The organism is Ectopseudomonas oleovorans (genome assembly GCF_003052605.1).
Classification (GTDB): Bacteria; Pseudomonadota; Gammaproteobacteria; order Pseudomonadales; family Pseudomonadaceae; genus Aquipseudomonas; species Aquipseudomonas oleovorans_A.
Map to the genome: position 1 here is coordinate 1 of NZ_QASO01000014.1, position 21,454 is coordinate 21,454.

Sequence of the window (21,454 nt, forward strand, 5' to 3'; positions counted from 1 at the left end):
CCCCAGGGTTGGCCCCTGACGCATGCCGATCTAATGAACTGGCAGGTACATGCCAGGCTCGGTACTTCCTATACAAGCGAAGTTGAGCAATGCGATTCGGAGCTTTTCGCTCCGTGCTTGGTTCAACACCCTACAACGTCTCACGACGGTGAATTGGCTCACTGCCGGACGTGCAGGGGTGAGTTCTGCCCGGAGGGCAAATTCACCCTCGGGTCAGACATTTTTAGTAACAATTCGACGATAGCTGAACGTTACTATCCTGTTTCTGTAACCGCTCATTGACCCATTTTAGGGTTTGAACAGATACAGCTTTTGCTATCCATCCCCGCCAAAACGAAGCGTCCCCAGGGTGTGGATTAACCAGGCTGAGCCGGTTTGTTGAATGCTTTTTCGGGCTTCAAACCCCCTGATAGCAAGGGATTAAGGTGCCTAGGCGCATTAACCAAACCAAGCACGACACGTTCAACGTGTCGCACAAAGGCCAGCATTATAGGCGGGCCAGGGCGGCAACGGCTACCGGCGATGGTCGGACGGGCAGATACGAAAAAGCCCGCGCAGGCGCGAGGCCTGAGCGGGCTTTTCCCAGAAGCACGACGTTACTGGAACAGCACGACGGTCTTCTGCAGGGTGATCCACACACCCCAGGCCAGCGGAATACCCACCACCAGCCAGGCGGCAACCGCCACCGGCTTGCTCGACGGATCAGCCGACCACTCCAGCTCGCTCGCTGCCGGCGCCGACTTCTCGCCATGGGCGCGCTCGGCGGCCAGCTCGGCCTCGGTCATGAAGTACTTCGGCGCCACCGGACGCACCAGGGCGTTGCAGATGAAGCCCAGCACCAGCAGGCCGGCGAGGATGTACAGGGTGATGTCGTAGGCTGCCGCCTTCTCCACACCGATGCTCAGCTGATATTCGCGCAGGTAGTTGACCAACACCGGGCCGAGCACACCGGCCACCGCCCAGGCCGTCAGCAGGCGACCGTGGATCGCGCCGACCATCTGTGTGCCGAACAGGTCGGCCAGATAGGCCGGCACGGTGGCGAAACCACCGCCATACATCGACAGGATCACGCAGAACGCCAGCACGAACAGCGCCAGACTGCCCAGCTGACCCAGCATCGGCACCGCAGCATAGAGCGCGAAGCCCAGGCCGAAGAACACGAAGTAGGTGCCCTTGCGCCCGATGAAGTCCGAGCAGGAAGCCCAGAAGAAGCGGCCACCGATGTTGAACAGACTGAGCAGACCGGTGAAGCCGGCAGCGATGGCGGCGATCTCGGCCAGTTGCGTGGAGCTGAGCTCGTTGAAGGCCAGGTCGACACCGATCAGCTTGCCGGCGAACACCTCCTGCAGCAGCGGCGAAGCCATGCCGATGATGCCGATACCGGCCGAGACGTTCAGGCACAGTACGGCCCAGACCAGCCAGAACTGCGGGGTTTTCCACGCAGTATTAACGTGCACGTGCCCTTTGGTGATCATCACGTTGTTGGCCTTGGCTGCCGGCGCGGTCCAGCCTGCCGGTTTCCAGCCGGTCGGCGGCACACGGTAGGACAGCGCGCCGCCCATCATGAAGACGAAGTAGATCACCGCCATGACCACGAAGCTCTGCCACACACCGACACCTTCAGGCGAAGCGAAGTGGTTCATCAGCATCGCTGCCAGCGGCGCACCGACCATCGCACCGCCACCGAAACCCATGATCGCCATACCGGTGGCCATGCCACGCTTGTCCGGGAACCATTTGATCAGGGTCGAGACCGGCGAGATGTAGCCCAGGCCGAGACCGATACCACCGATCACCCCCGAGCCCAGCCAGAGCAGCCAGATCTGATGGGTATAGATACCCAGCGCGGAAATCAGCAGACCGCCGCACCAGCACAGTGCGGAAACCACGCCTGCCTTGCGCGGACCGGCATGCTCCAGCCAGCCACCCCAGATGGCAGCCGAGCAACCGAGGAAAACGAAGAACAGGGTGTAGATCCAGCCGAGCATGGAAATCTGCCAGTCGCAGTTGCTGGCGAAGATTTGCTCGAAGAAACCCATTTCCGGGGCACAGGCCGTGGCAGCGGTGATACCGACCGCCTTCGACAGCGGCAACCAGAACACCGAGAAGCCATAGGCCATGCCGATGCACAGGTGAATGGCGAGGGCGGCTGGCGGAACCAACCAACGGTTGAAACCAGGGCGCGCGATGATGCGCTCCTTGGACAGAAAGGCAGGCTTCGCCACATCGCCGTCCAATACAAAGGCGTCAGTCATAGGTGTGTCTCTTCTTATGGTTACGAGCAAGCAAAGGCGACCGCATCAGCCCGCCAAGGCAAAAGCTTGCGGAGAGTAGCACCAGGGCGCGACAAATCGCCGCGCAAGAAGCCATTTTTTATCAATTTATGCAGTTTTTTTGCTTTTCCCGCAAAAACCCAAAAGACCCCATCTATGGCGCGATAGATAGCGTCGATACACCCTGCCCTTGCACGCCTTATTTGCTTGTCGGGGAACCGCCCGCAGCGTTTTCCATCCAAACTCGAGCCGGCTACCGCCCACCCGCCTTGCCAGGCGCCTGGCCGTGAGGCATGGCGTTATACTCGGCGCTTATCTGCATCCGCCATTCCAGCTCTCAAAACCAAGGACCCGTTCATGAAAGCGTTAGGCAAGATCCTGGGCCTGTTCCTTCTCGGCTTACTGCTGATCGTAGTGGCGCTGCTGTTCGCCCTGACTCATCTGTTCGATCCCAACGACTACAAGGACGAGATCCGCCAGATCGCCCACGACAAGGCCAACCTCGACTTGCAGCTCAAGGGTGACATTGGCTGGAGCCTGTTTCCCTGGCTGGGCCTGGAACTGACCGACGCCACCCTGGCCAGCGCCGACACCCCGGACAAACCGTTCGCCGACCTGCGCATGATCGGCCTTTCCGTCCGCGTGATGCCGTTGCTGCGTAAGGAAGTGCAGATGAGCGACATCCGCGTCGACGGCCTCAACCTCAACCTGCAGCGTGACGACAAAGGCCATGGCAACTGGGAAGGCGTCGGCCGCCCGGCTCAGGCCAGCGCGCCGCAGCCGGCGCCCAGCGAACCAGCGCCAAGTGAAGACACGCAGCCGAGCCAGCCGAGCGAAAAGCCAGCCGGCCAGCCGCTCAAACTAGATATCGACAGCCTGACCCTGAGCAACTCGCGCATCGACTACAGCGACGCGCAGAAGGGCCAGCAATTCACCGTCGAGAACATCGAGCTGAAAACCGGCGCCATCCGCGAAGGCGCCAGTATCCCGGTCAAGCTCAGCGCCTTCTTCGGCACCAATCAGCCGCTGCTGCGCGCACGCAGCGAGGTGGAGGGCGCACTGCGCTTCGACCGCGCGCTCAAGCGCTACCAGTTCGAAGACCTCAAATTGAGCGGCGAAGCCTCGGGCGAGCCGCTCAAGGGCAAGACCCTGAATTTCTCCGCCCAGGGCCAGTTGCTGCTCGACCAGGCCGCCAACGTCGCCGAGTGGAATGGCCTCAAGCTCTCCGCCAACCAGTTGCGCGCCCTCGGCGAAATCAAGTCACGCGAGCTGAATCAGGACGCGAAGATCTCCGGCGGGCTGTCCATCGCCGCGCTCAACCTGCGTGAGTTTCTCGACGGTATCGGCGTCGAACTGCCGGCCATGCAGGCCAGCGATAGCCTCAGCCAGTTCGAACTGGTCACCCGCCTCAACGGTTCGCGCCAGGGCATGATGTTCGAAGAGCTCAACCTCAAGCTCGACGGCAGCACCTTCACTGGCAAGCTCGGCGTGAGCGACTTCGCCAAGCAGGCCCTGCGCGCTGACCTCAAGGGCGACAAGCTCGATCTGAACCGTTACCTGCCGCCCAAAACCCAGGACAGCGCCGCAGCAGCGCGCAAGGCCGAAGTCAAGGAGAGCATCGCCGGCGCCGGCAAGGACGGCTCCACCCCACTGCCCAACAAACCCACCCAGCAGGCCTGGAGCGACGAGAAAGTGCTGCCGGTGGACCAGTTGCGCAAACTCGACCTGCAACTGGCGCTCAGCCTCGCCCAGCTCACCTACGACAAGCATCAACTCAGCGACGTCAATCTCAAGGCCAATGGCCGTGGCGGCCTGATCACCGTGGAAGAGGCGCGCGGCAAACTGCAGGGCGGCAGCTTCGTCAGCAGCGGACGCATAGACGTGCGCCAGACCGAGCCGATGCTCAGCCTGGAACAACGCGTCAGCCGCATGCCGCTGGAGCCACTGCTGAAGAAGGACGACCAGCCTTCGCCGATCAAGGGCTTGCTCGACCTCGATGCCAAGTTCAACACGCGCGGCAACAGCCAGAAGGCCTGGGTCGAAGCGCTCAACGGCAACGCCAGCTTCGTCCTCAACGACGGTGTGCTGGTCGACGCCAACCTCGAACAGCAGCTGTGCCGCGGCATCGCCACCCTCAACCGCAAGGCGCTGAGCAACCCGCCAACCGGCAAGGACACCCCCTTCCGCGAACTCAAGGGCAGCCTCAGCGTGCGCGATGGCATCGCCCACAACCCGGACCTAAAGGCCCAGGTGCCGGGCCTGGCAGTCAGCGGCAACGGCGACCTCGACCTGCGCGTGCTCGGCCTCGACTACAAGGTGGGTATCGCGCTGGAAGGTGATCAGCGCGAAATGCCCGACCCGGCCTGCCAGGTCAACGAGCGCTACGTCGGCATCGAATGGCCGCTGCGCTGCCGTGGCCCGCTGGAACTCGGCGCCAAGGCCTGCCGCCTGGATCAGGACGGCCTCGGCAAGATCGCCGCACGCCTGGCCGGCAACAAGCTGACCGAGAAGCTGGAAGAGAAGCTCGGCGACAAGGTCAGCCCGGATCTGAAAGACGCACTCAAGGGCCTGTTCAACCGATGAGCCCCGAGCAGTTCAACGGCGCCGTGCTGGCCTGGTACGACCAGCACGGGCGCAAGGATCTACCCTGGCAGCAGAACATCACCCCGTATCGCGTCTGGGTGTCGGAAATCATGCTGCAGCAGACCCAGGTCAGCACCGTGCTCGGCTACTTCGATCGCTTCATGGCCGCGCTGCCGACCGTGAAGGACCTGGCCGAAGCGCCGGAAGACGAAGTGCTGCACCTGTGGACCGGCCTGGGCTACTACACCCGCGCGCGCAACCTGCAGAAGACCGCACAGATCGTCATGCGTGAGCACGGTGGCGAGTTCCCGCGCAGCGTAGAGGCGCTCAGCGAACTGCCCGGCATCGGCCGCTCCACCGCCGGCGCCATCGCCAGCCTGAGCATGGGCGTACGAGCGCCGATCCTCGACGGCAACGTCAAGCGTGTGCTGGCGCGCTACGTCGCGCAGGAGGGCTATCCTGGCGAGCCGAAAGTGGCCAAACAGCTGTGGGACGTCGCCGAGCGCTTCACTCCACACGAGCGGGTCAACCACTACACCCAGGCGATGATGGACCTCGGCGCCACCCTCTGCACCCGCAGCAAACCCACCTGCCTGCTGTGCCCGGTGCGCAGCGGCTGTCAGGCCCATCTGCTCGGCCTGGAAATCCGCTACCCGGTGTCCAAGCCGCGCAAGGCACTGCCGCAGAAACGCACGCTGATGCCGCTGCTGGTCAACGCTGCCGGTGACATCCTGCTCTATCGTCGCCCCTCCACCGGGCTATGGGGCGGACTCTGGAGCCTGCCGGAACTGGATGACCTGTCACAGCTCGACGAGCTCGGCCAGCAGCAACAGCTCGCACTCGGCGAACGCCGCGAACTGGAAGGCCTGACCCACACCTTCAGCCATTTCCAGTTGGCCATCGAACCCTGGCTGATCGAGGCAACCGAACAGCCAGGTCGCGTGGCCGAGGCCGACTGGCTCTGGTATAACCTCGCCACCCCGCCGCGCCTGGGCCTCGCCGCCCCGGTGAAGAAGCTGCTAAAACGCGCGGCGCAAGCCATTACCGCTGGAGAACCGACATGACCCGCACCGTACAGTGCCGCAAATACAAACAGGAACTGCCCGGCCTGGATCGCGCGCCCTACCCCGGCCCCAAAGGCGAAGACATCTTCACCAATGTTTCCAAGCAGGCCTGGGACGAGTGGCAAAAGCACCAGACCATGCTGATCAACGAGCGTCGCCTGAACATGATGAACGCCGAAGACCGCAAGTTCCTCCAGGCCGAGATGGACAAGTTCCTCTCCGGCGAGGAATACGCTCAGGCCGAAGGCTACGTACCGCCAAGCGAATAAGAATGCTTGTGGGAGGGGCTTTAGCCGCGATAAGGACTGGTAACCCTGCACACCAGCCGTCAGGCTCTCGATAGCGGTGCGCACGGCGCACCCTACCCCTCACGAACCTAAGCGCCCGAAATAATTAAATATTTTTCAAACCCGCGCTTGACACTGATCCTTCAAATCCGTCTAATAGCGCCCCGTTGGCCCAGGTAGCTCAGTTGGTAGAGCAGGGGATTGAAAATCCCCGTGTCGGCGGTTCGATTCCGTCCCTGGGCACCATATAAATCAAGCACTTAGGCCAGCTCTCACCAGATGGCCTTTTTGCTTTTTGGGATTGCGTAACGGGAAATGTAAGAGCATTTCCGAAAAGCGCGTGCTGCGCTGGTGCCGCTTTCCACTGCCCAGAAACAGAAAGGCCCCGCTTAGTGCAGGGCCTTTTCTGGTCAGCAGCTCGGCAATAACTGCCCTAGCTCCTTTCGGTACCTCTCCAGCCATCCAGGATCCGGCGCGTCCTTGGGCAAGCGGGCAGCGTCTATGTCGGCAAAAAACAAAACCGCCTCCCACTCTAGCCGGTGCTGGGTGCAATGCTCCTGCATAGCTGCCACCAATGCCGCCTGCTGGCCTGATATACGCCGCAACAGCTCCAGGGTTTCCACACCTCTGGCCTCGTCAATTTCTTGCCCCGCCTCGCGGCTGCGTAGGTCTGCCAGGTCAACCGCAACCATTGCGCCAGACACAAAGCCCCGCCGGCTCTCCTGCTGCCAGTACATCAGCCCGAACACGGCCACCAATGACGAAAAGGCATCGTTCCACTTGTGGAACTCGGCATCGCTCATCTTGTAGGTGAACCGCTCGACGGTGGCGAATACCTTTTCTGCCTCATCAATCTGGCCAGTGCAGACCGCATTGAAACAAAGGGCCGCTTTCTGGGCATTGCTCAGCCGCCCATAAAGGGCCGTGCTGCGCTTCGTTGTTGTGAGCATGGCTTACCCCTCCTTCTTCGCTAGCAGCTTCTCCAGCGACTCTAGGCGCTGCTGTAGCTGGTCAATTTCCGCAACCTTGGCCAGTGTCGCCACGGATTGCACAAGCTGGGCTGCAACGTCCGGGGCAAGCTCTCCAGCACCAGCCGCCGATAGCACCGCCTCTGCTTTCTCGATAAGACTGCCGGTCGCCAGCTGCTCCAGGTCAACCGCTTGCGCCTCAGGCTTGAGTGCTGGGCATACGCGGTCTAGCAGCAACTTGGCCGCTGCCGTGTCGCCTCCTTTCGCTTGGGTTATCAGACTCTGAATAATCTGCTCCGCATCGCCCTGAATCGCCGCCCGCAACCTTCCCGCCATGCCAAGCGCACCCTTGGGCCTGCCGCTGGGGTTCCCGCTCTGGCCTTTTTGGAACTTGCTCATGCTGCCCCCTGATTTTTGGCTGTAGATAACAGGGCGGGGCTGTGTTCCTTAGCCGGGCTGGTGGGGGTGTTTTCCCCCTTGTCGTTCCTGTCCGTTCCTTGTCGTTCCTTGTCGTTCTCAATAGCTGGAATAACGGGCAAATGGGCGGGGGGATTTAAGCCCCGCCATGCCGTTCCGTCGTTCTTTTCCTTAGGGGAACGGCCAAACTGGAACGGCCAAACAAGGCCACCAGCACGGCTAAGAAAACGCCCGTTTTGCCCGTTGTCGTTCCTTATCGTTCTATTTCTCATGCCCCGGCCTCCTTTGCAGGTTCCGGCTTCGGCTCGGGCTGTTTTCTCCAGTCCGGCGGTATGGCCAGCTTGTGCGCCGGAAGCTCCCCTGTTGCTGTGAATGCCTGCCTTTCGGATTCATCTAGGGCAACTAGAAAGCTGGGCTTGCCCTTTAGCCGGTCTGTTGTCGGAATCTCCACCTCAAACAACCAGCCATCAGCTAGCAGGGCATCAATGCAATGGCCGGTGGTGGTTGCGTTGCCGCCAACCTGGCTGCGTACGGCTGTCTTGTTGAGCCGCTTACCGTCCGCGAAGGCATCGGCAACCGTCGCCAGAATGCGCGCTCTCAGGGCGTCCCTGTCGCGCTCTGCGCTCTCTACCTTGGCTTGCTCTATCCGTTGCGCCCGCCCTTGCTCTGGTGGCACGGCAACTGCCCATCGAAGGGTTAGGCTTTCCTCATCCCCAAACCGATTAACTGCTGTAACCGTTCGGCTGTCGCTGTGGATTTCCAGCTCTGGCCACTTCGCTTCAAAGCGGGTTTTGCCCCGCATCAGCCAGCGTCCCTTGCTGTCCTCGTTTACCAAATACAGCACCTGATTGGCGTCTGCTTCAAACGCGCTTGCTCCACGGGCTGTAATGGCGTCAGACCGGCTAAGGTTGGCTTTTGCCGTGTGTCCTATGATCCACACGGGCAAGCCCGCAAACTGCTGTTTAAGGGCCGCAATGGCTGCGCTAGCCTCGCTGTTGTCGTTCTCGTTCTCCAGGTGGATAGTTGCGGCCAGGGTGTCGATAGCAACCAGCGGTAATAGCTCGGCTGTGTACTGCCGCCCATCGGCTCCGGTAGTGGTAACAGTCCGCGTGAAGTGTTCCCGGTAATAGCCGCCCGCTTGCACGACATACCCAGCACCAGCCCGTCGGGCTTCAACTACATGCAAACGCTCCCGGATCCTGTCGGGCACCCCCCTACCGCCTGGCCAGTCCAGATACTCCCCGTAACCGGCGACGATACGCCCGGCCTGTGCCACGTCCTCTGTTATGTAAACAACATGCCGCCAATGTGCCGGCGCTAATTCGTACTGGGGCGGATGCACCCCAGCAGCGGCTAGGGCAAGGGGTAGCAAGGTCGTGGTTTTGCCCACACCATGCCCGCCCGCAATCATTACCACGCCTTCCGCAATGAAACCCGGCAGTATCCAGGCGGGCGGCTCTGGCTGTTGGCCTATGTCAACAAAGCGGGTCAGGTGGTGCGGCTCTGCTGCTGGTGCTGGTGCTGGTGCTGTTATCGCATCAACTACCGGCGGGGCATTAAACGCCTCTGCTTTGCGCTGGCGCTCCTGCTCCTGCATATGTTCGCGCTGGCGCTGCTGCTGCCCTTCGCTGTCCAGGCCCCTGGCTTCCACCTGAATCATGCGGGCAACGTCCCCGCCATACCTCAGGGCGCAAAGCACGTCCGCTGCATCTAAGGCGTGCCCATCGTGATTGCTGGCCGATAGCGGATCCGCTGGGCCGTGATGACTGTAAACAACCTGCTTCCCGTCGCGCTCCAGCAGCTTTACGCCTGCAACCCCGCTGCTGCTGTAGGGCGACAAGTACAAGCCTTTTCCTTTGCGCTTGTAGCCGTCCTGCACCAGCAGCCCGGCCAAGGGGTAAGCCTGTAGGATCCGACCAACAATGCCGGCCTGCTCTGTCGTCAGGGGTCGGGGCCTTGCCTTAGCCTGGCTGGCTGCCTGGGCCTCAGCTTCCTGAAATTCCGCCCAGCCCCGCACCGCCTCTTGAATAAAACAGCTCTCGGCATCGTCGGGGTAAAGCCACTGCCAAGGCTCCCCCAGTTCGTTTATGACCTCATACGGGGCGTTAGCTTGCAGCTTGTTGGGGGCGTAAAAACCCTGCTGCTTGCGCGCCTGCGCCGGGTCGGCTGTGAGTGAATAGGCAATGCCTGCCGCAAGCTGGGCCGCTGTGTCGGCGTCTACTGGCGCGGCAAAGGGCACAAGCACTTTCCAGCGGGGCGCGGCTGGCTCCCCGTTCTTCTGCTGCATGTGGTGGCTGCTGGTGAAGGCCAGATAACAAACATCCAGGCCAGCGGGGCCATACAGGGTGCGAATATCTGCCCCCGTCCGGCTGTCGCTGTCGTGGTCTATGGCAATAGCTGCAAACTTGGATTGCCTGGCCGCCTCGGCTGTTTTGCGCTGGCTCTCAAACGGCGTTATCAGTGCCGCATTGCCCTTGGGGCCGATGGTTGGCCGCTCTGCCATACCCCCCAGCTCGGCTAGGGTTATGAACCGCGCCGCTGTGGTTTCGTTATGGCTGCTGAATAGGCTTAGCCTGGCTGGGTGTGGTGCCGTGCTACCGTCTGCGTAAATTGCGTGCTGTAGGGCGGTCATTGCAGCGCCTCCAGCAATATGCGCCGGTCGCTAGGGGTCAGGCTGTAAACCCCATACCAACTGGCCTCCCCGTCCTTCGTGGTGCAGTTCACGCGCTCGCATGGGATCTCTAAACCAAGGCGGCTGCGTAGCCTCCCTATGTAGTGGGGGCCGTTACTGGCCGGGGCTATCTTGTCGGCTACTTCACGGGGCACGCCCGCCGGGTTCTCCAGCAGGGCTAGCGCCAAGCGCATCATGCGGGGCGGTATGCTATGGTTTGACTGTGTGTTGTGGCTCTGGGCTGTCTGGTCTGGGGCCTTTTTTTTGTTCATTTTTCAGCCCTCTACGCCCAGCACACGCCTAATCTCAGCCACTGGCCAAGCTAGGCGACCATGCACGCGAACAGGTCGAACGGGGCCGTTCTCCTTACATGCCCAGATATGGAGGGTCTGCATTTTGCGGTCTAGGTAATAGGCGGCAGCTGCCGTGCTTACTGTGGGGCGCGTTTCTTGGTCTAGCGGGGGAAAGCTGCTTGGTGTGATGGTGCTTTGCTGATGCATGATTGAGCCTCATAAATTTGCCTTGAGGCTCCTTATTATTCGTAGATATTTTCCAGCGTCACCGAAGCATTACCCCCCCAATTCTTCGGCAATCAGATATATAGGCTTCAAGCTGGCGCGTGCTGATATCGTACGTTTTTGCCGTAACTCTAAGAGCTATCGAATACGGCGTCTCACCTGCGGCTAGGTCGCCCTCTATACACCGCCGCTCTTCAGGTTCGCAGATACCGCTTAGGTCTCCTGCTTCAAGTTCTTTTTTTAAGTGCTCAAACAAAATCCAAGCAACTCGCTTTGTAAAAATTCCCTTAGGCTTCTTACCGGATTTGAATCTGTAAGTTCCATCCAGGATATCTGCCAAAAACAATGCCACTTTCGGCGGCACAGGCTCACCAGAGCGTAACGCTTCAAGCACATCCTTTTTTGTCAGCGCCCCTTCTTTTTCAAGGCTCATAATTCTGGGCCATTCACCAACCAATTCTGATATGTCCATGCTCAGGCCTCCTTGCCACCAACAACCCGCAACCCGCCGGGCTGCTGATTGCGGTCAAAGCTGATTCCCGCCTGCTCCAGAATCCAGGCCTCAAACCGTTCGTGATGCACTCGCAACAAGTCTAGGGGGCGAACGCGGTAATGCTTTTCCGCTGTCGCGCTGGGTTTGTGCCCTTGAATCTGTGCAATAGATCCTGCCGGCAACTCCAGCCACTCGCTAAGGCTGCCAAATGAACGGCGCAAACCATGCAGGCTTAAGCCCTCAACATTTAACACGCGGGCAAGGTCTGCCATCCGGCGGCGTGGCGGGCTGATTGGCCGGCTAGGGGTGTCACTGGAAAAAACCCATTCCCCACGGCGCGGCAGCCCGGCTAGCAGATGCTCAACATAGGGCGTCAGGGGAATTGTTCGCGTGCCGTCCTTGCCGCCTTTGCTTTCGTCCTTGTCGCGTAGGGTGATGCTTTTCCACTGGCTGTTAACGTCCTGCCACTTTAGCGCCAGCAGTTCGCCTGGCCTTGCTCCGGTCAACAACATGGCTTGCATGTATGCAGAAATAACGGGGCTGCTCAGCCCTCGAACTGCCACAAAAAAGGCGGGCAGTTGCTCCTTAAGCAATACGTCCTGCTTGGCCTGTGGCTTGCCCAATGCCTCACGGGCAACCTTGGTGCTGGCCGGGTTCTCCTGCAACAAGGCCCCATATTCCGGCTGATTGCCGCACCACGCCAGAAAGGCCTTTAAGAGCCTCCACCCTAGCCGCGCTGCTGTGGGTCTTACCTGGCCTTCTTGTTTCGCCCATTGCTCGATAACAGCGGGCGTCAGGTCGGCTAATCGTCTGCCCATAAAAGTATGTAACGGGCCGGCATTGGTAGGCTTGCCCTTCTTGGTCACACCCGGCGAACGCGCCAGCCGGTCATGGTCGCGCTTGTGGTGATCTCCCCAGCGAACGGCGCGGGCCTCTGTGTAGGCTTTCCACGCCTCCGCAACCGTTACCGCCTCTGCCTCACGCCGCACCCTGGCGGCATCAGCCTGGGCAAGCTGCTGGCGCTTCTTCTCCCTGGGGTCTGCTCCCTCATCAATGAGGCGCTGCAACTCCCTGGCCTTGGCCTGGGCGTCGGCTATAGACCATGCCTCAGGACTACCAATGGTTATGCGTAGGGTTTTGCCTTGGTAAAGGCTCTGGAACACAAAGGCGGGCTTTCCGGTCGGCGTGACTCTCAAGCCCAGCCCTGGCGCTGTGGTATCCCACAAAAAGGCCTGCTGCTTACCTGTCGGGCAACCGAACTCACTGATTCGTTTTGCCGTGAATGAAACCTTAGCCATGCTGGGGGGCCTCTGTCTGCCTCTTACATCGCCAAGGTATGTAACGGCAAATGTAAGAGAATTTCCCGAAATGTAAGAAAACCCAATCAATGCCAGCACTGCCTAAAAAGTGCTGTAAGCCTTGATTTTGCTTGATTCTATCAATGACAAACAAGCACGGCAAAACAATAAAAAATAGGATTGAAAATCCCCGTGTCGGCGGTTCGATTCCGTCCCTGGGCACCATACATAGTTTTCAGGCATTGCCTAAACCGCCTGAAAGCCCCGAAAAACCGGCCTCTGAGCCGGTTTTTTATTGCCTGCAATTCCCTACCCCACCCTTGCAAGCCCAAAGTTTGGGGGCATTGTTGGGGGCATCGCCGGTTCGGTCATCTCTGACGCCCCCACGAAGGTGTCCGCATGCCCCGCCAAGCCACACCTCTGACTGACTCCACCATCAAGACAGCCAGACCCAAGGAAAAACCCTACAAGCTCACAGACGGCCAAGGCCTCTACCTAGACATAAAACCGAACGGCTCCAAGCTGTGGCGTTTCAAGTACAGGTTCGGCGGCAGGGAAATGACCCCCGTTATCTCTTGGCGCCTATCCTATCCCGACCTGTCCCTGGTTAAAGCACGCCTACGGCGCACCGAAGCACGAGCCATGCTCGCCGAAGGCCTAGACCCAGGAGCACAAAAGAAGGCCGCCAAGCAGGCACAGAAGACCGAGAGCCTGACTTTCGAGACAGTCAGCCGCGAGTGGTTCGCCTATAACGCCCCGCGCTGGGCCGACAGCACAGCCTACAAGGCCAAGCTGTACCTGGAGAACGACTTACTGCCCAGCATCGGCTCCCGCCCCATTGCAGCCATCACCCGCCCGGAACTGGTTGACCTAGTGCGCAAGGTCGAATCGCGCGGCACACTGAATGCCGCCGGCAAGATTCGCCAATGGCTGCACCAGATATTCCGTTATGGCCTGGCCCGTGGCGTGGTCGAGAACAACCCAGCCACCGACCTGGACGTAGTGGCAGCTCCGCCCAAAGCGGCACGCCATCATCCGCATGTGCCATTCGCCGAACTGCCCAAGCTGCTGGAGCAGTTGGACGCCGCCAAGCTAAACGCACTGACCCGCTGGGCCACTCGCCTGCTGATCCTGACTGCTGCGCGCCCTAGTGAGCTGCGCGCCGTCCCCTGGGCAGAGTTTGACCTTGAGGCTGCGACCTGGACGACTCCCAAGGAGCGTATGAAGGCTCGTCGCCCGCACGTAGTGCCACTACCCCGCCAGGCCGTCGCCATCCTGCGCCAGCTTCAAGAAGTCACTGGACGCTATGACCTGGTGTTCCCTGGCCAGCAGAACGCCGAACGCCCGATGAGCGAGAACACCATCAACAAAGCCCTGCGCCTGATGGGCTACGAAGGCCGGCAGACCGGTCACGGGTTCCGCCACCTACCTACTGAGCACCGAGCTGAACGGCCGAGGCTACAACCGCGACTGGATCGAGCGCCAGCTTGCGCACGGCGACGCCGACGAAATCCGCGACACCTACCAGGCTAGCCGAGGTGGCGCATCGACCGCTCATGACTACTGCATGGAGCTGCTTCTTACCACATGCCATCTCGGCGGCCAGCGACACTGGTTCGCCTGCCCAGACTGCTGCAGGCGGGCCGCAATCCTGTACTTGCTCCCCGCCACGGAACGATTCACCTGCCGGCTGTGCGCAGGGCTCAACTACGCCAGCCAGCAGCAATCTCGCGAGGACACGCTCATTGATCGGGCACACAAGCTGCGGGCTCGGCTTGGATGCACTGGCGGGCTGTTCAGACCCTCGCTGAGCGAGTTGAAAAAGCCCAGGTATATGCGCTGGCCCAAGTTCTGGGAGACCTTGCACCAACTGAATTACTTGGAGCAGCAGGTTGTAGCGGAAATGTGCGCCAGCCTCAATCTGCCGCCACCCTGAGCTGATAAAGGTTCAACAGGAAGGCTACCCGATCCGCCTCGGCGCCCAGGGAAGACCTGAAGCCATCGCTCGCATAGGCAGCATCGACCGCCTTGTCCAACTGCTCATGCGCCTTGAGCAGCTCCCGAGGCATGTTGCCAGGAGCATAGAGGTCAGCCAACGAACATGACTGTCCTTGCGCGGCACAGCGCCCTTCTTCAAGAGTCCGTGCGTCCAGTACCGCCTGAGCAGCTTGGCAGACCTTTTCGCGCTGCGCCTTGCCAACAGAAGGCCAGGGGAAGTTGTTGTAGACAATGGTGTTTGAATACCTATAGTCGCTTTTGATACGACCACAGACCGCTCGCATCCAGGCGTTATGGAACGTTGAGCAAAGAACACCGAACTCGAACAATCCCGCATTAGGCAACACAAAGTTCGCATCACCACAGATTGTCTGATCGTCGGAATAGCCAATCGGCAAAAAGACACGTTGCTCTGACGAGTGCCGAGGAATAATCAAATACGTGCTGCCGGTTCTGCGAATCTCGCCAAATAGATACGGAACATCAGCCAGCTTCTTGGTAGGCAACTTAGGGCTGGCCAAACGCATAGCACGCACTGCCGACATACGCCGCTGAATATCAGTAGACGCGGCTCGATCTTGAGCCGTGCTGTCGAGAAGCCATAGGCAATATCGCGGCAAATTGTTGATGAACTCCTCAGCCCCCAGAAAAGACCGGATGTACTTTGCGGCTATCGGATCATTGGCCTTAATCCATTCAGCTTCCTCTGCCCTCAACAGTAGATTGCCGCCATCGGTAGGCTGACTACCCTTGACCATTTCCAGGCAGCCCGACCCTATGGGTTTCCTGCGCTTCTCGATGAAAACCTCCGGGGCATCCACCAGGTAGGCATTTATGCGTCCGACAGTCCTTTCCACCGGCTCGCTGGTTAGCGTCTCGTAGTCGTAGAGCCTGCAGCTCTGTTGCGGGCGCAGACCAAACCCGACAATCACACAATGCACCGCCGCGATGCCTCGCCCTTCGTTGCTCCACCGAAATGTGCGGTGCGCAAAATGGATATGCACGCGCTGATAGGGATGCCGTGCAAGCAGGCCATCCGTCATTAGTGGGCGCCACAGCACCGCGACCTGTTCGCCCTGCGTGATGCTATTGGTCGATACGAACGCCACTGGAATGCGCTCGTGCCCTTGTATGTACATAGCAGCTTTGGCGTACCAGCCAGCAACATAATCGAGCACACCGGCCCCTGGGACGTCCCTGAACACTTCGGCCAGATCAGCGCGCTGCTCAGCACTTTGATTGCTGTAGCCCAGGAATGGTGGATTGCCCATGACCACGCAGCCATCACTCGGCGGCAGGACGGTGGCCCAATCTACTTTCAGCGCATTGCCCGTATGGATGTTCGGCCGCTTCGTGAGCGGCAGACGGTGCATGTATGAACCAAGCCGCTCCAGCTGGAGGTTCATCTGATGGTCCGTCAGCCACATGGCCACGGTGGCAATACGCGCGGCAGTGCTATCGATCTCGATACCATGAAACTGGTCCACATCGAGACGCACCATCAACGCCACATCGGACTGCGATTTTCCGCCGCCATACAATTGCTCGATGATCGCTAGTTCAAGCAGACGTAGCTCTCGGTAAGCCACCACAAGGAAGTTGCCGCAGCCACATGCAGGATCGAAGAACTGCATCTTGGCCAGCCGGTCATGTAGCAAGCCCAGCTTGGCCCGATTGCGCTTGGTCTGTTCAAACTCGGCCCATAAGTCATCCAAGAACAAAGGGCGAATGACCTTGAGGATATTGGTCTCGGAGGTGTAGTGGGCACCCAACTCCCGGCGCTTTCTACTCTTCGGGGACGCTCCCTCATCCTCGTGGTGCATGATGGCCTGGAAGAGCGAGCCGAAGATCGACGGCTTGATCAGGCGCCAGTCATCCTCAGCCAGCTCCAGCAATAGCCGCCTACCATCCTCATCGAAGTAGTAACGAGCAAGCCCGCCCGCAAAGAGGTCTCCATTCACATAGGGGAAGCCCCTGAACCGCTCCGGCAGGTTCTTTGACCGGGCGGACTCAGCGGTATTCAGGGTTTCAAACAGCGCGACCAATTCGTCATGCAGATTCGAGCCATCGACACGGGTGTTGCGCAGCAAATCCAGGAAACGGTGGTTCTCGCCAAAAAGCCCGGTGTCATCGGCAAACAGACAAAACAGCAAGCGGACCAGATAGCTTTCAAGATCCACGCCCGAATAACCATCGGCTTTCATACGGTCGTGCAAGCGCCCGATCTTCTCAGCTGCAGCCTCGTTAGCCTCGTTTTCCTGGGCGACCGCACGCGCCTCATAACCTGCCAATGGCAGCAGCACATCCAGATTTGCCGCCATCTGGCTCAAGGAGAACGAATGGCGCTCACCGGTAGCCCGGACATGCACGTTCACCGTGGCGAAGTCGCTGATGATGACGAACTGCGGCACAGCCCAGTCCTGCGGCATTAGCGCGATGTATTTGGATGCCTGCTCATAGGCAGCATCGAGGTCTTCGCCGCGCGACTTCATTTCAAACAGCGCCATGCCCGGCAGCAGGCCATCCCCCCACTTCGTCGATTGGCCAGCTTGCTTGACCTTGAACTGCCACTCGATCCGGTTCGGGTCGACCCCAAAAACCTCACAGAAGGCCCGCATGAAATTCTGATCATGCTGCTTCTCCGAAGAGACTCCCTCGAAGCGCTTGGCCAGTTTGACTGCACGAGCCCGGATGGCATCGACGGTGAGTTTGTCGATCACTAGAGCATTCCTTCCCTTGGATCATTTGATGGGTGACGTTTGCTTCTGGAGCAAACGAAAAACCACAGAATGTTCTCATAAGGAAAATTAGCGAATGCAATTTTTTCTTGAGCAGCTTTGTCGCTCAGGAAAAGGCTCAACAGAATCGCGCCATGAAAATCGGCGCAGCTATCAGGAAAATTCGACTTGAGCGGGGGCTAACGCTGGAACAGGTTGCCTTCGATGCGGACACCTATGCCGGCAATCTCTCAAAGGTCGAGCGCGACCAGCATCCGCCATCACTGGAGCTGCTGCACAAAATCGCTCAGGCGCTGAGCATTCGCATGTCCGAGTTATATTCAATAGCTGAAAGTGCCTCTGATACAGACACCTCACCATTGCTGGAAGGGCGAGCAGACTACGCAAATGAGGTCGTACTGATGCGCCGCCATTTTCAGGCTTTGTCGCCTGCCAATCGCAACCTCGCCATTGAATTGATTAAGGTGCTCGTCCGGTCACAAAGTACCGAGACTTGAGGTCATCCGAGCCGCCGGATATACCACGGACTACTCTGCTTCCAGCAGAACGCAGTTAGCACCTCCAGCCCGGAGCCGTCTTCTGATCCCTGCTCTGGATTCCTACAGGACAAACGGCACAACGGAACTACTGGCGCGCAATCCTTGCCCCATTACGGCAAGCCACTTAGGATGAGCGCCTGTTGCCGGTATGACTTGGGATTGCTTGGCAGTAAATTGCGCTGAAATAGTGGGCACTTTTCGTTTTAGGGGCATTTTTAGGGGCATCGCTGAAATCGACCTGAGAACAAAGCCAGCTATTACAAGGCCTGCAGCTCACAGTTCGGTTCCGTCCCTGGCACCATTGATATACGACAAAGAGCCTCAGCCATGCGCTGGGGCTTTTTGCTTTCTGTCTCCGGCAATTTTCTCGTGCCATTATTTCGCCTGCGCGACAAGCAACTGTAACCAGGCGACACCTGCGACCCAGCGAGCCTCTATCGCCCGGCAAACGGCTTGGCGGTCACGGAAACGCTATGCTAGCTTGGCCGCCAGCCAGGACGGCCCGCCGTACGCCGGAGCGCATTCGAAGAAGAAGAGGACCCCACCCCATGGCCGAGGCGACGCCCGCGCTGGAAATCCGCAACCTGCACAAACGCTACGGCGATCTCGAAGTGCTCAAGGGTATTTCCCTGACTGCCAAAGACGGCGACGTTATCTCGATTCTCGGCTCCTCCGGTTCCGGCAAGTCCACTTTCCTGCGCTGCATCAACCTGCTGGAAAACCCGCACCAGGGTCAGATTTTCGTCGCCGGCGAGGAGCTCAAGCTCAAGGCCGCGAAGAATGGCGATCTGGTTGCTGCCGACAACAAGCAGATCAACCGCCTGCGCAGCGAAATCGGCTTCGTCTTCCAGAATTTCAACCTGTGGCCGCACATGAGCGTGCTCGACAACATCATCGAGGCGCCGCGCCGCGTGCTCGGCCAGAGCAAGGCCGAGGCCATCGAGGTGGCCGAGGCGCTGCTGGCCAAGGTCGGCATCGCCGACAAGCGTCACGTCTACCCCAACCAGCTGTCCGGCGGCCAGCAACAGCGCGCGGCCATCGCCCGCACCCTGGCCATGCAGCCGAAGGTGATTCTGTTCGACGAGCCGACCTCGGCACTGGACCCGGAGATGGTACAAGAAGTGCTTAACGTGATCCGCGCACTTGCCGATGAAGGTCGCACCATGCTGCTGGTCACCCATGAAATGAGTTTCGCCCGCCAGGTGTCCAGCGAGGTGGTGTTCCTCCACCAGGGCCTGGTCGAGGAACAGGGGCCACCCGCCCAGGTGTTTGACAACCCGCAATCGGCACGCTGTAAACAATTCATGTCCAGCAATCGCTAACACGGAGCAACACGCATGCAGAACTATAAGAAGATCCTGCTGGCCGCGGCCGCTACCCTGGCTTTCGGCACCAGCGCTGTCGCCGCTGACAAACTCAAACTCGGCACCGAAGGCGCCTACCCGCCCTTCAACCTGATCGACGCCAGCGGCAAGGTCACCGGCTTCGACGTGGAAATCGGCCAGGCGCTGTGCGCCAAGATGCAGGCCGAATGCGAAGTGGTCACCTCCGACTGGGACGGCATCATCCCCGCCCTCAACGCCAAGAAGTTCGACTTCCTGATCGCCTCCATGTCGATCACCGAAGAGCGTCAGGCCGCGGTCGATTTCACCGAGCCTTACTACACCAACAAGCTGCAGTTCATCGCGCCGAAGTCGGCCGAATTCAAGACCGATGAAGCCAGCCTCAAGGGCAAGGTGATCGGTGCGCAGCGCGCGACCATCGCCGGCACCTGGCTGGAAGACAACCTGGGCAAGGTGGTCGACATCAAGCTGTACGACACCCAGGAAAACGCCTACCTCGATCTGGCCTCCGGCCGTCTCGACGGCGTGCTGGCCGACACCTTCGTCAACTGGGAATGGCTCAAGAGCGACGCCGGCAAGGACTTCGAGTTCAAGGGCGACCCGGTATTCGACAACGACAAGATCGGCATCGCCGTGCGCAAGGGCGACCCGCTGCGCGAGAAGCTGAACGCCGCTCTGCAGGCCATCATCGAAGACGGCACCTACAAGCAGATCAACGACAAGTACTTCCCGTTCAGCATCTATTGATGACCTGACGGCATTGCGCCGCCCACTCGGCGGCGCAGTTGCCTGAGCCCTCCGATGATCTTCGAACTCCACGGATTCGGCCCCGCCCTGGCGGCCGGCACCCTGATGACCATCAAACTGGCGCTGTCCGCGCTGGCGGTGGGTCTGGTGCTCGGTCTGCTCGGCGCGCTGGCCAAGACTTCGCCGTACAAGCCGCTGCAGTGGCTCGGCGGCAGCTATTCCACCATCGTGCGCGGCGTGCCCGAACTGCTCTGGGTGCTGCTGATCTATTTCGGCACGGTCGGCCTGATGCGCAGCCTGGCCGACCTGCTCGGCGTCGAGAGCCTCGAGCTCTCCGCCTTCGCTGCGGGCACCATCGCCCTCGGCCTGTGCTTCGGCGCCTACGCCACCGAAGTGTTTCGCGGCGCCATCCTGGCCATCCCCAAGGGCCATCGCGAAGCCGGCATGGCCCTGGGCATGTCCAAGGGGCGCATCCTCTGGAAGCTGATCCTGCCGCAGATGTGGCGCATCGCCCTGCCCGGCCTGGGCAACCTGTTCATGATCCTGATGAAGGACACCGCGCTGGTCTCGGTGATCGGCCTCGAGGAAATCATGCGTCGCTCGCAGATCGCGGTGACCGCGAGCAAGGAGCCCTTCACCTTCTATATGGTTGCAGCCTTCATCTATCTGGGCCTGACCATCCTCGCCATGATCGGCCTGCATTTTCTCGAGAAGCGCGCCAGCCGCGGCTTCGTCCGGAGCGCGTCATGAGAAAGAACGCCGCCACCATCGCCTGGCTCGCAGTAGGCCTGCTCATCGCACTGGCGCTCTGGGCGAGCCTCTCCAGCCTGAACTGGGCGGTGATCATCAAATGGCTGCCGCGCCTGTCCCAGGGCGCGCTGCTGACCCTGGAGCTGGTGGCCATCGCCGTCGTCGCCGGCCTGATCCTCGCCCTACCCATGGGCATCGCCCGCGCGTCCCGGCATTGGTACGTGCGCGCCCTGCCGTATGGCTACATCTTCTTCTTCCGCGGCACGCCGCTACTGGTGCAGCTGTTTCTGGTCTACTACGGCCTGGCGCAGTTCGATGCCGTGCGCCAGGGGCCGCTGTGGCCCTATCTGCGCGACCCATACTGGTGCGCCATCATCACCATGACCTTGCATACCGCCGCCTATATCGCCGAGATTCTGCGCGGCGCCATCCAGGCCGTACCACCCGGAGAAGTTGAGGCGGCGCGCGCACTGGGTATGTCGCGGGCCAAGACCATGTTCTATATCGTCCTGCCGCGCGCTGCGCGCATCGGCCTGCCGGCCTACAGCAACGAAGTGATCCTGATGCTCAAGGCCAGCGCCCTGGCCAGCACCGTGACGCTGCTGGAGCTGACCGGCATGGCGCGCACCATCATCGCGCGCACCTATCTGCCGGTGGAGATCTTCTTTGCCGCAGGCCTGTTCTACCTGGTCATCGCCTTCGTTCTGGTGCGCGCCTTCCGCCTGCTGGAGCGCTGGCTGCGCGTCGACGCCTGCCAGGGTCGCTAA

At 60.2% G+C, this 21,454-nt stretch carries 16 protein-coding genes, 1 tRNA gene and 1 pseudogene; 10 read left to right on the top strand and 8 right to left on the bottom strand.

Annotated elements, in window-relative coordinates; translation table 11 throughout:
* Positions 1-596: 596 nt before the first annotated feature.
* Positions 597-2,255, bottom strand: a complete 1,659-nt coding sequence (locus DBO86_RS02600) for an OFA family MFS transporter (RefSeq protein ID WP_108232900.1) — start codon at positions 2,253-2,255, stop codon at positions 597-599.
* 375 nt (positions 2,256-2,630) lie between these two features.
* Here DBO86_RS02600 and DBO86_RS02605 point away from each other — a divergent pair, with 375 nt between their 5' ends.
* The 4 genes from DBO86_RS02605 (at position 2,631) to DBO86_RS02620 (ending at position 6,453) form a co-directional block, all read left to right on the top strand.
* The gene (locus tag DBO86_RS02605; RefSeq protein WP_108232901.1) at positions 2,631-4,856 is read left to right on the top strand and encodes an AsmA family protein; all 2,226 of its coding nucleotides are present in this window, start codon (positions 2,631-2,633) and stop codon (positions 4,854-4,856) included.
* Positions 4,853-5,920 carry an A/G-specific adenine glycosylase gene (mutY, locus tag DBO86_RS02610; protein ID WP_108232902.1) on the top strand — a complete coding sequence of 356 codons (1,068 nt, stop codon included), beginning with the start codon at positions 4,853-4,855 and terminating at the stop codon, positions 5,918-5,920. The genes DBO86_RS02605 and mutY overlap by 4 nt, the downstream gene beginning before the upstream one ends.
* Positions 5,917-6,189: an oxidative damage protection protein gene (locus tag DBO86_RS02615; RefSeq protein WP_021490485.1), complete on the top strand. Its 273-nt coding sequence runs from the start codon at positions 5,917-5,919 to the stop codon at positions 6,187-6,189. The genes mutY and DBO86_RS02615 overlap by 4 nt, the downstream gene beginning before the upstream one ends.
* 188 nt (positions 6,190-6,377) lie before the next feature.
* A tRNA-Phe gene (locus DBO86_RS02620) sits at positions 6,378-6,453 on the top strand.
* Positions 6,454-6,617: 164 nt separating this feature from the next.
* On the opposite strand, the gene DBO86_RS02625 is transcribed toward DBO86_RS02620, so the two are convergent.
* From DBO86_RS02625 to DBO86_RS02655, 6 genes are all read right to left on the bottom strand, one after another.
* Entirely contained in the window at positions 6,618-7,157 is a 540-nt protein-coding gene (locus tag DBO86_RS02625) for a hypothetical protein (protein WP_108232903.1), read from the bottom strand.
* A 3-nt stretch (positions 7,158-7,160) separates the two neighbouring features.
* Positions 7,161-7,574 carry a DUF5681 domain-containing protein gene (locus DBO86_RS02630; protein WP_108232904.1) on the bottom strand — a complete coding sequence of 138 codons (414 nt, stop codon included), beginning with the start codon at positions 7,572-7,574 and terminating at the stop codon, positions 7,161-7,163.
* On the bottom strand, positions 7,571-7,864 hold the full coding sequence (locus DBO86_RS25770) for a hypothetical protein (protein ID WP_146173175.1): 294 nt from the start codon (positions 7,862-7,864) through the stop codon (positions 7,571-7,573). The genes DBO86_RS02630 and DBO86_RS25770 overlap by 4 nt, the downstream gene beginning before the upstream one ends.
* Positions 7,861-10,095 (bottom strand): AAA family ATPase, encoded by a 2,235-nt coding sequence (locus DBO86_RS02635; protein ID WP_167399092.1) that lies wholly within the window; start codon positions 10,093-10,095, stop codon positions 7,861-7,863. Before DBO86_RS02635 ends, DBO86_RS25770 begins: the two co-directional genes overlap by 4 nt.
* Positions 10,096-10,821: 726 nt before the next feature.
* A complete protein-coding gene (locus DBO86_RS02650) occupies positions 10,822-11,253 on the bottom strand; it encodes a hypothetical protein (RefSeq protein ID WP_108232908.1) in 432 nt (143 codons plus the stop codon).
* Between the two features lie 2 nt (positions 11,254-11,255).
* Complete coding sequence (locus DBO86_RS02655; protein WP_108232909.1) at positions 11,256-12,572, bottom strand: tyrosine-type recombinase/integrase; 1,317 nt, start codon at positions 12,570-12,572, stop codon at positions 11,256-11,258.
* Positions 12,573-12,971: 399 nt separating this feature from the next.
* Here DBO86_RS02655 and DBO86_RS02660 point away from each other — a divergent pair.
* Positions 12,972-14,206: pseudogene (locus DBO86_RS02660) on the top strand (tyrosine-type recombinase/integrase); the annotation flags it as partial.
* A 282-nt stretch (positions 14,207-14,488) separates the two neighbouring features.
* Here the strand turns inward: DBO86_RS02660 and DBO86_RS02670 are convergent.
* The gene (locus tag DBO86_RS02670; protein ID WP_104729796.1) at positions 14,489-17,290 is read right to left on the bottom strand and encodes a DNA methyltransferase; all 2,802 of its coding nucleotides are present in this window, start codon (positions 17,288-17,290) and stop codon (positions 14,489-14,491) included.
* 107 nt (positions 17,291-17,397) lie between these two features.
* Here DBO86_RS02670 and DBO86_RS02675 point away from each other — a divergent pair, with 107 nt between their 5' ends.
* The 5 genes from DBO86_RS02675 to DBO86_RS02695 all read left to right on the top strand — a co-directional run bounded on the left by DBO86_RS02675 (position 17,398) and on the right by DBO86_RS02695 (position 21,454).
* Positions 17,398-17,805: a helix-turn-helix domain-containing protein gene (locus DBO86_RS02675; protein WP_242408786.1), complete on the top strand. Its 408-nt coding sequence runs from the start codon at positions 17,398-17,400 to the stop codon at positions 17,803-17,805.
* Positions 17,806-18,395: 590 nt separating this feature from the next.
* The gene (locus DBO86_RS02680) at positions 18,396-19,169 is read left to right on the top strand and encodes an ABC transporter ATP-binding protein (RefSeq protein WP_108232911.1); all 774 of its coding nucleotides are present in this window, start codon (positions 18,396-18,398) and stop codon (positions 19,167-19,169) included.
* A 15-nt stretch (positions 19,170-19,184) separates the two neighbouring features.
* On the top strand, positions 19,185-19,937 hold the full coding sequence (locus DBO86_RS02685; protein WP_108232912.1) for an ABC transporter substrate-binding protein: 753 nt from the start codon (positions 19,185-19,187) through the stop codon (positions 19,935-19,937).
* 54 nt (positions 19,938-19,991) lie between these two features.
* The gene (locus tag DBO86_RS02690) at positions 19,992-20,687 is read left to right on the top strand and encodes an ABC transporter permease (RefSeq protein WP_090429601.1); all 696 of its coding nucleotides are present in this window, start codon (positions 19,992-19,994) and stop codon (positions 20,685-20,687) included.
* 77 nt (positions 20,688-20,764) lie between these two features.
* Positions 20,765-21,454 (top strand): ABC transporter permease, encoded by a 690-nt coding sequence (locus tag DBO86_RS02695; protein ID WP_108232924.1) that lies wholly within the window; start codon positions 20,765-20,767, stop codon positions 21,452-21,454.

What these genes read in the sequence shown, in the direction of transcription:
- DBO86_RS02600 (WP_108232900.1), bottom strand. Translation starts at nt 2,255, where the DNA reads ATGACTGACGCCTTTGTATTGGACGGCGATGTGGCGAAGCCTGCCTTT.
- DBO86_RS02605 (WP_108232901.1), top strand. Translation starts at nt 2,631, where the DNA reads ATGAAAGCGTTAGGCAAGATCCTGGGCCTGTTCCTTCTCGGCTTACTG.
- mutY (WP_108232902.1), top strand. Translation starts at nt 4,853, where the DNA reads ATGAGCCCCGAGCAGTTCAACGGCGCCGTGCTGGCCTGGTACGACCAG.
- DBO86_RS02615 (WP_021490485.1), top strand. Translation starts at nt 5,917, where the DNA reads ATGACCCGCACCGTACAGTGCCGCAAATACAAACAGGAACTGCCCGGC.
- DBO86_RS02625 (WP_108232903.1), bottom strand. Translation starts at nt 7,157, where the DNA reads ATGCTCACAACAACGAAGCGCAGCACGGCCCTTTATGGGCGGCTGAGC.
- DBO86_RS02630 (WP_108232904.1), bottom strand. Translation starts at nt 7,574, where the DNA reads ATGAGCAAGTTCCAAAAAGGCCAGAGCGGGAACCCCAGCGGCAGGCCC.
- DBO86_RS25770 (WP_146173175.1), bottom strand. Translation starts at nt 7,864, where the DNA reads ATGAGAAATAGAACGATAAGGAACGACAACGGGCAAAACGGGCGTTTT.
- DBO86_RS02635 (WP_167399092.1), bottom strand. Translation starts at nt 10,095, where the DNA reads ATGGCAGAGCGGCCAACCATCGGCCCCAAGGGCAATGCGGCACTGATA.
- DBO86_RS02650 (WP_108232908.1), bottom strand. Translation starts at nt 11,253, where the DNA reads ATGGACATATCAGAATTGGTTGGTGAATGGCCCAGAATTATGAGCCTT.
- DBO86_RS02655 (WP_108232909.1), bottom strand. Translation starts at nt 12,572, where the DNA reads ATGGCTAAGGTTTCATTCACGGCAAAACGAATCAGTGAGTTCGGTTGC.
- DBO86_RS02680 (WP_108232911.1), top strand. Translation starts at nt 18,396, where the DNA reads ATGGCCGAGGCGACGCCCGCGCTGGAAATCCGCAACCTGCACAAACGC.
- DBO86_RS02685 (WP_108232912.1), top strand. Translation starts at nt 19,185, where the DNA reads ATGCAGAACTATAAGAAGATCCTGCTGGCCGCGGCCGCTACCCTGGCT.
- DBO86_RS02690 (WP_090429601.1), top strand. Translation starts at nt 19,992, where the DNA reads ATGATCTTCGAACTCCACGGATTCGGCCCCGCCCTGGCGGCCGGCACC.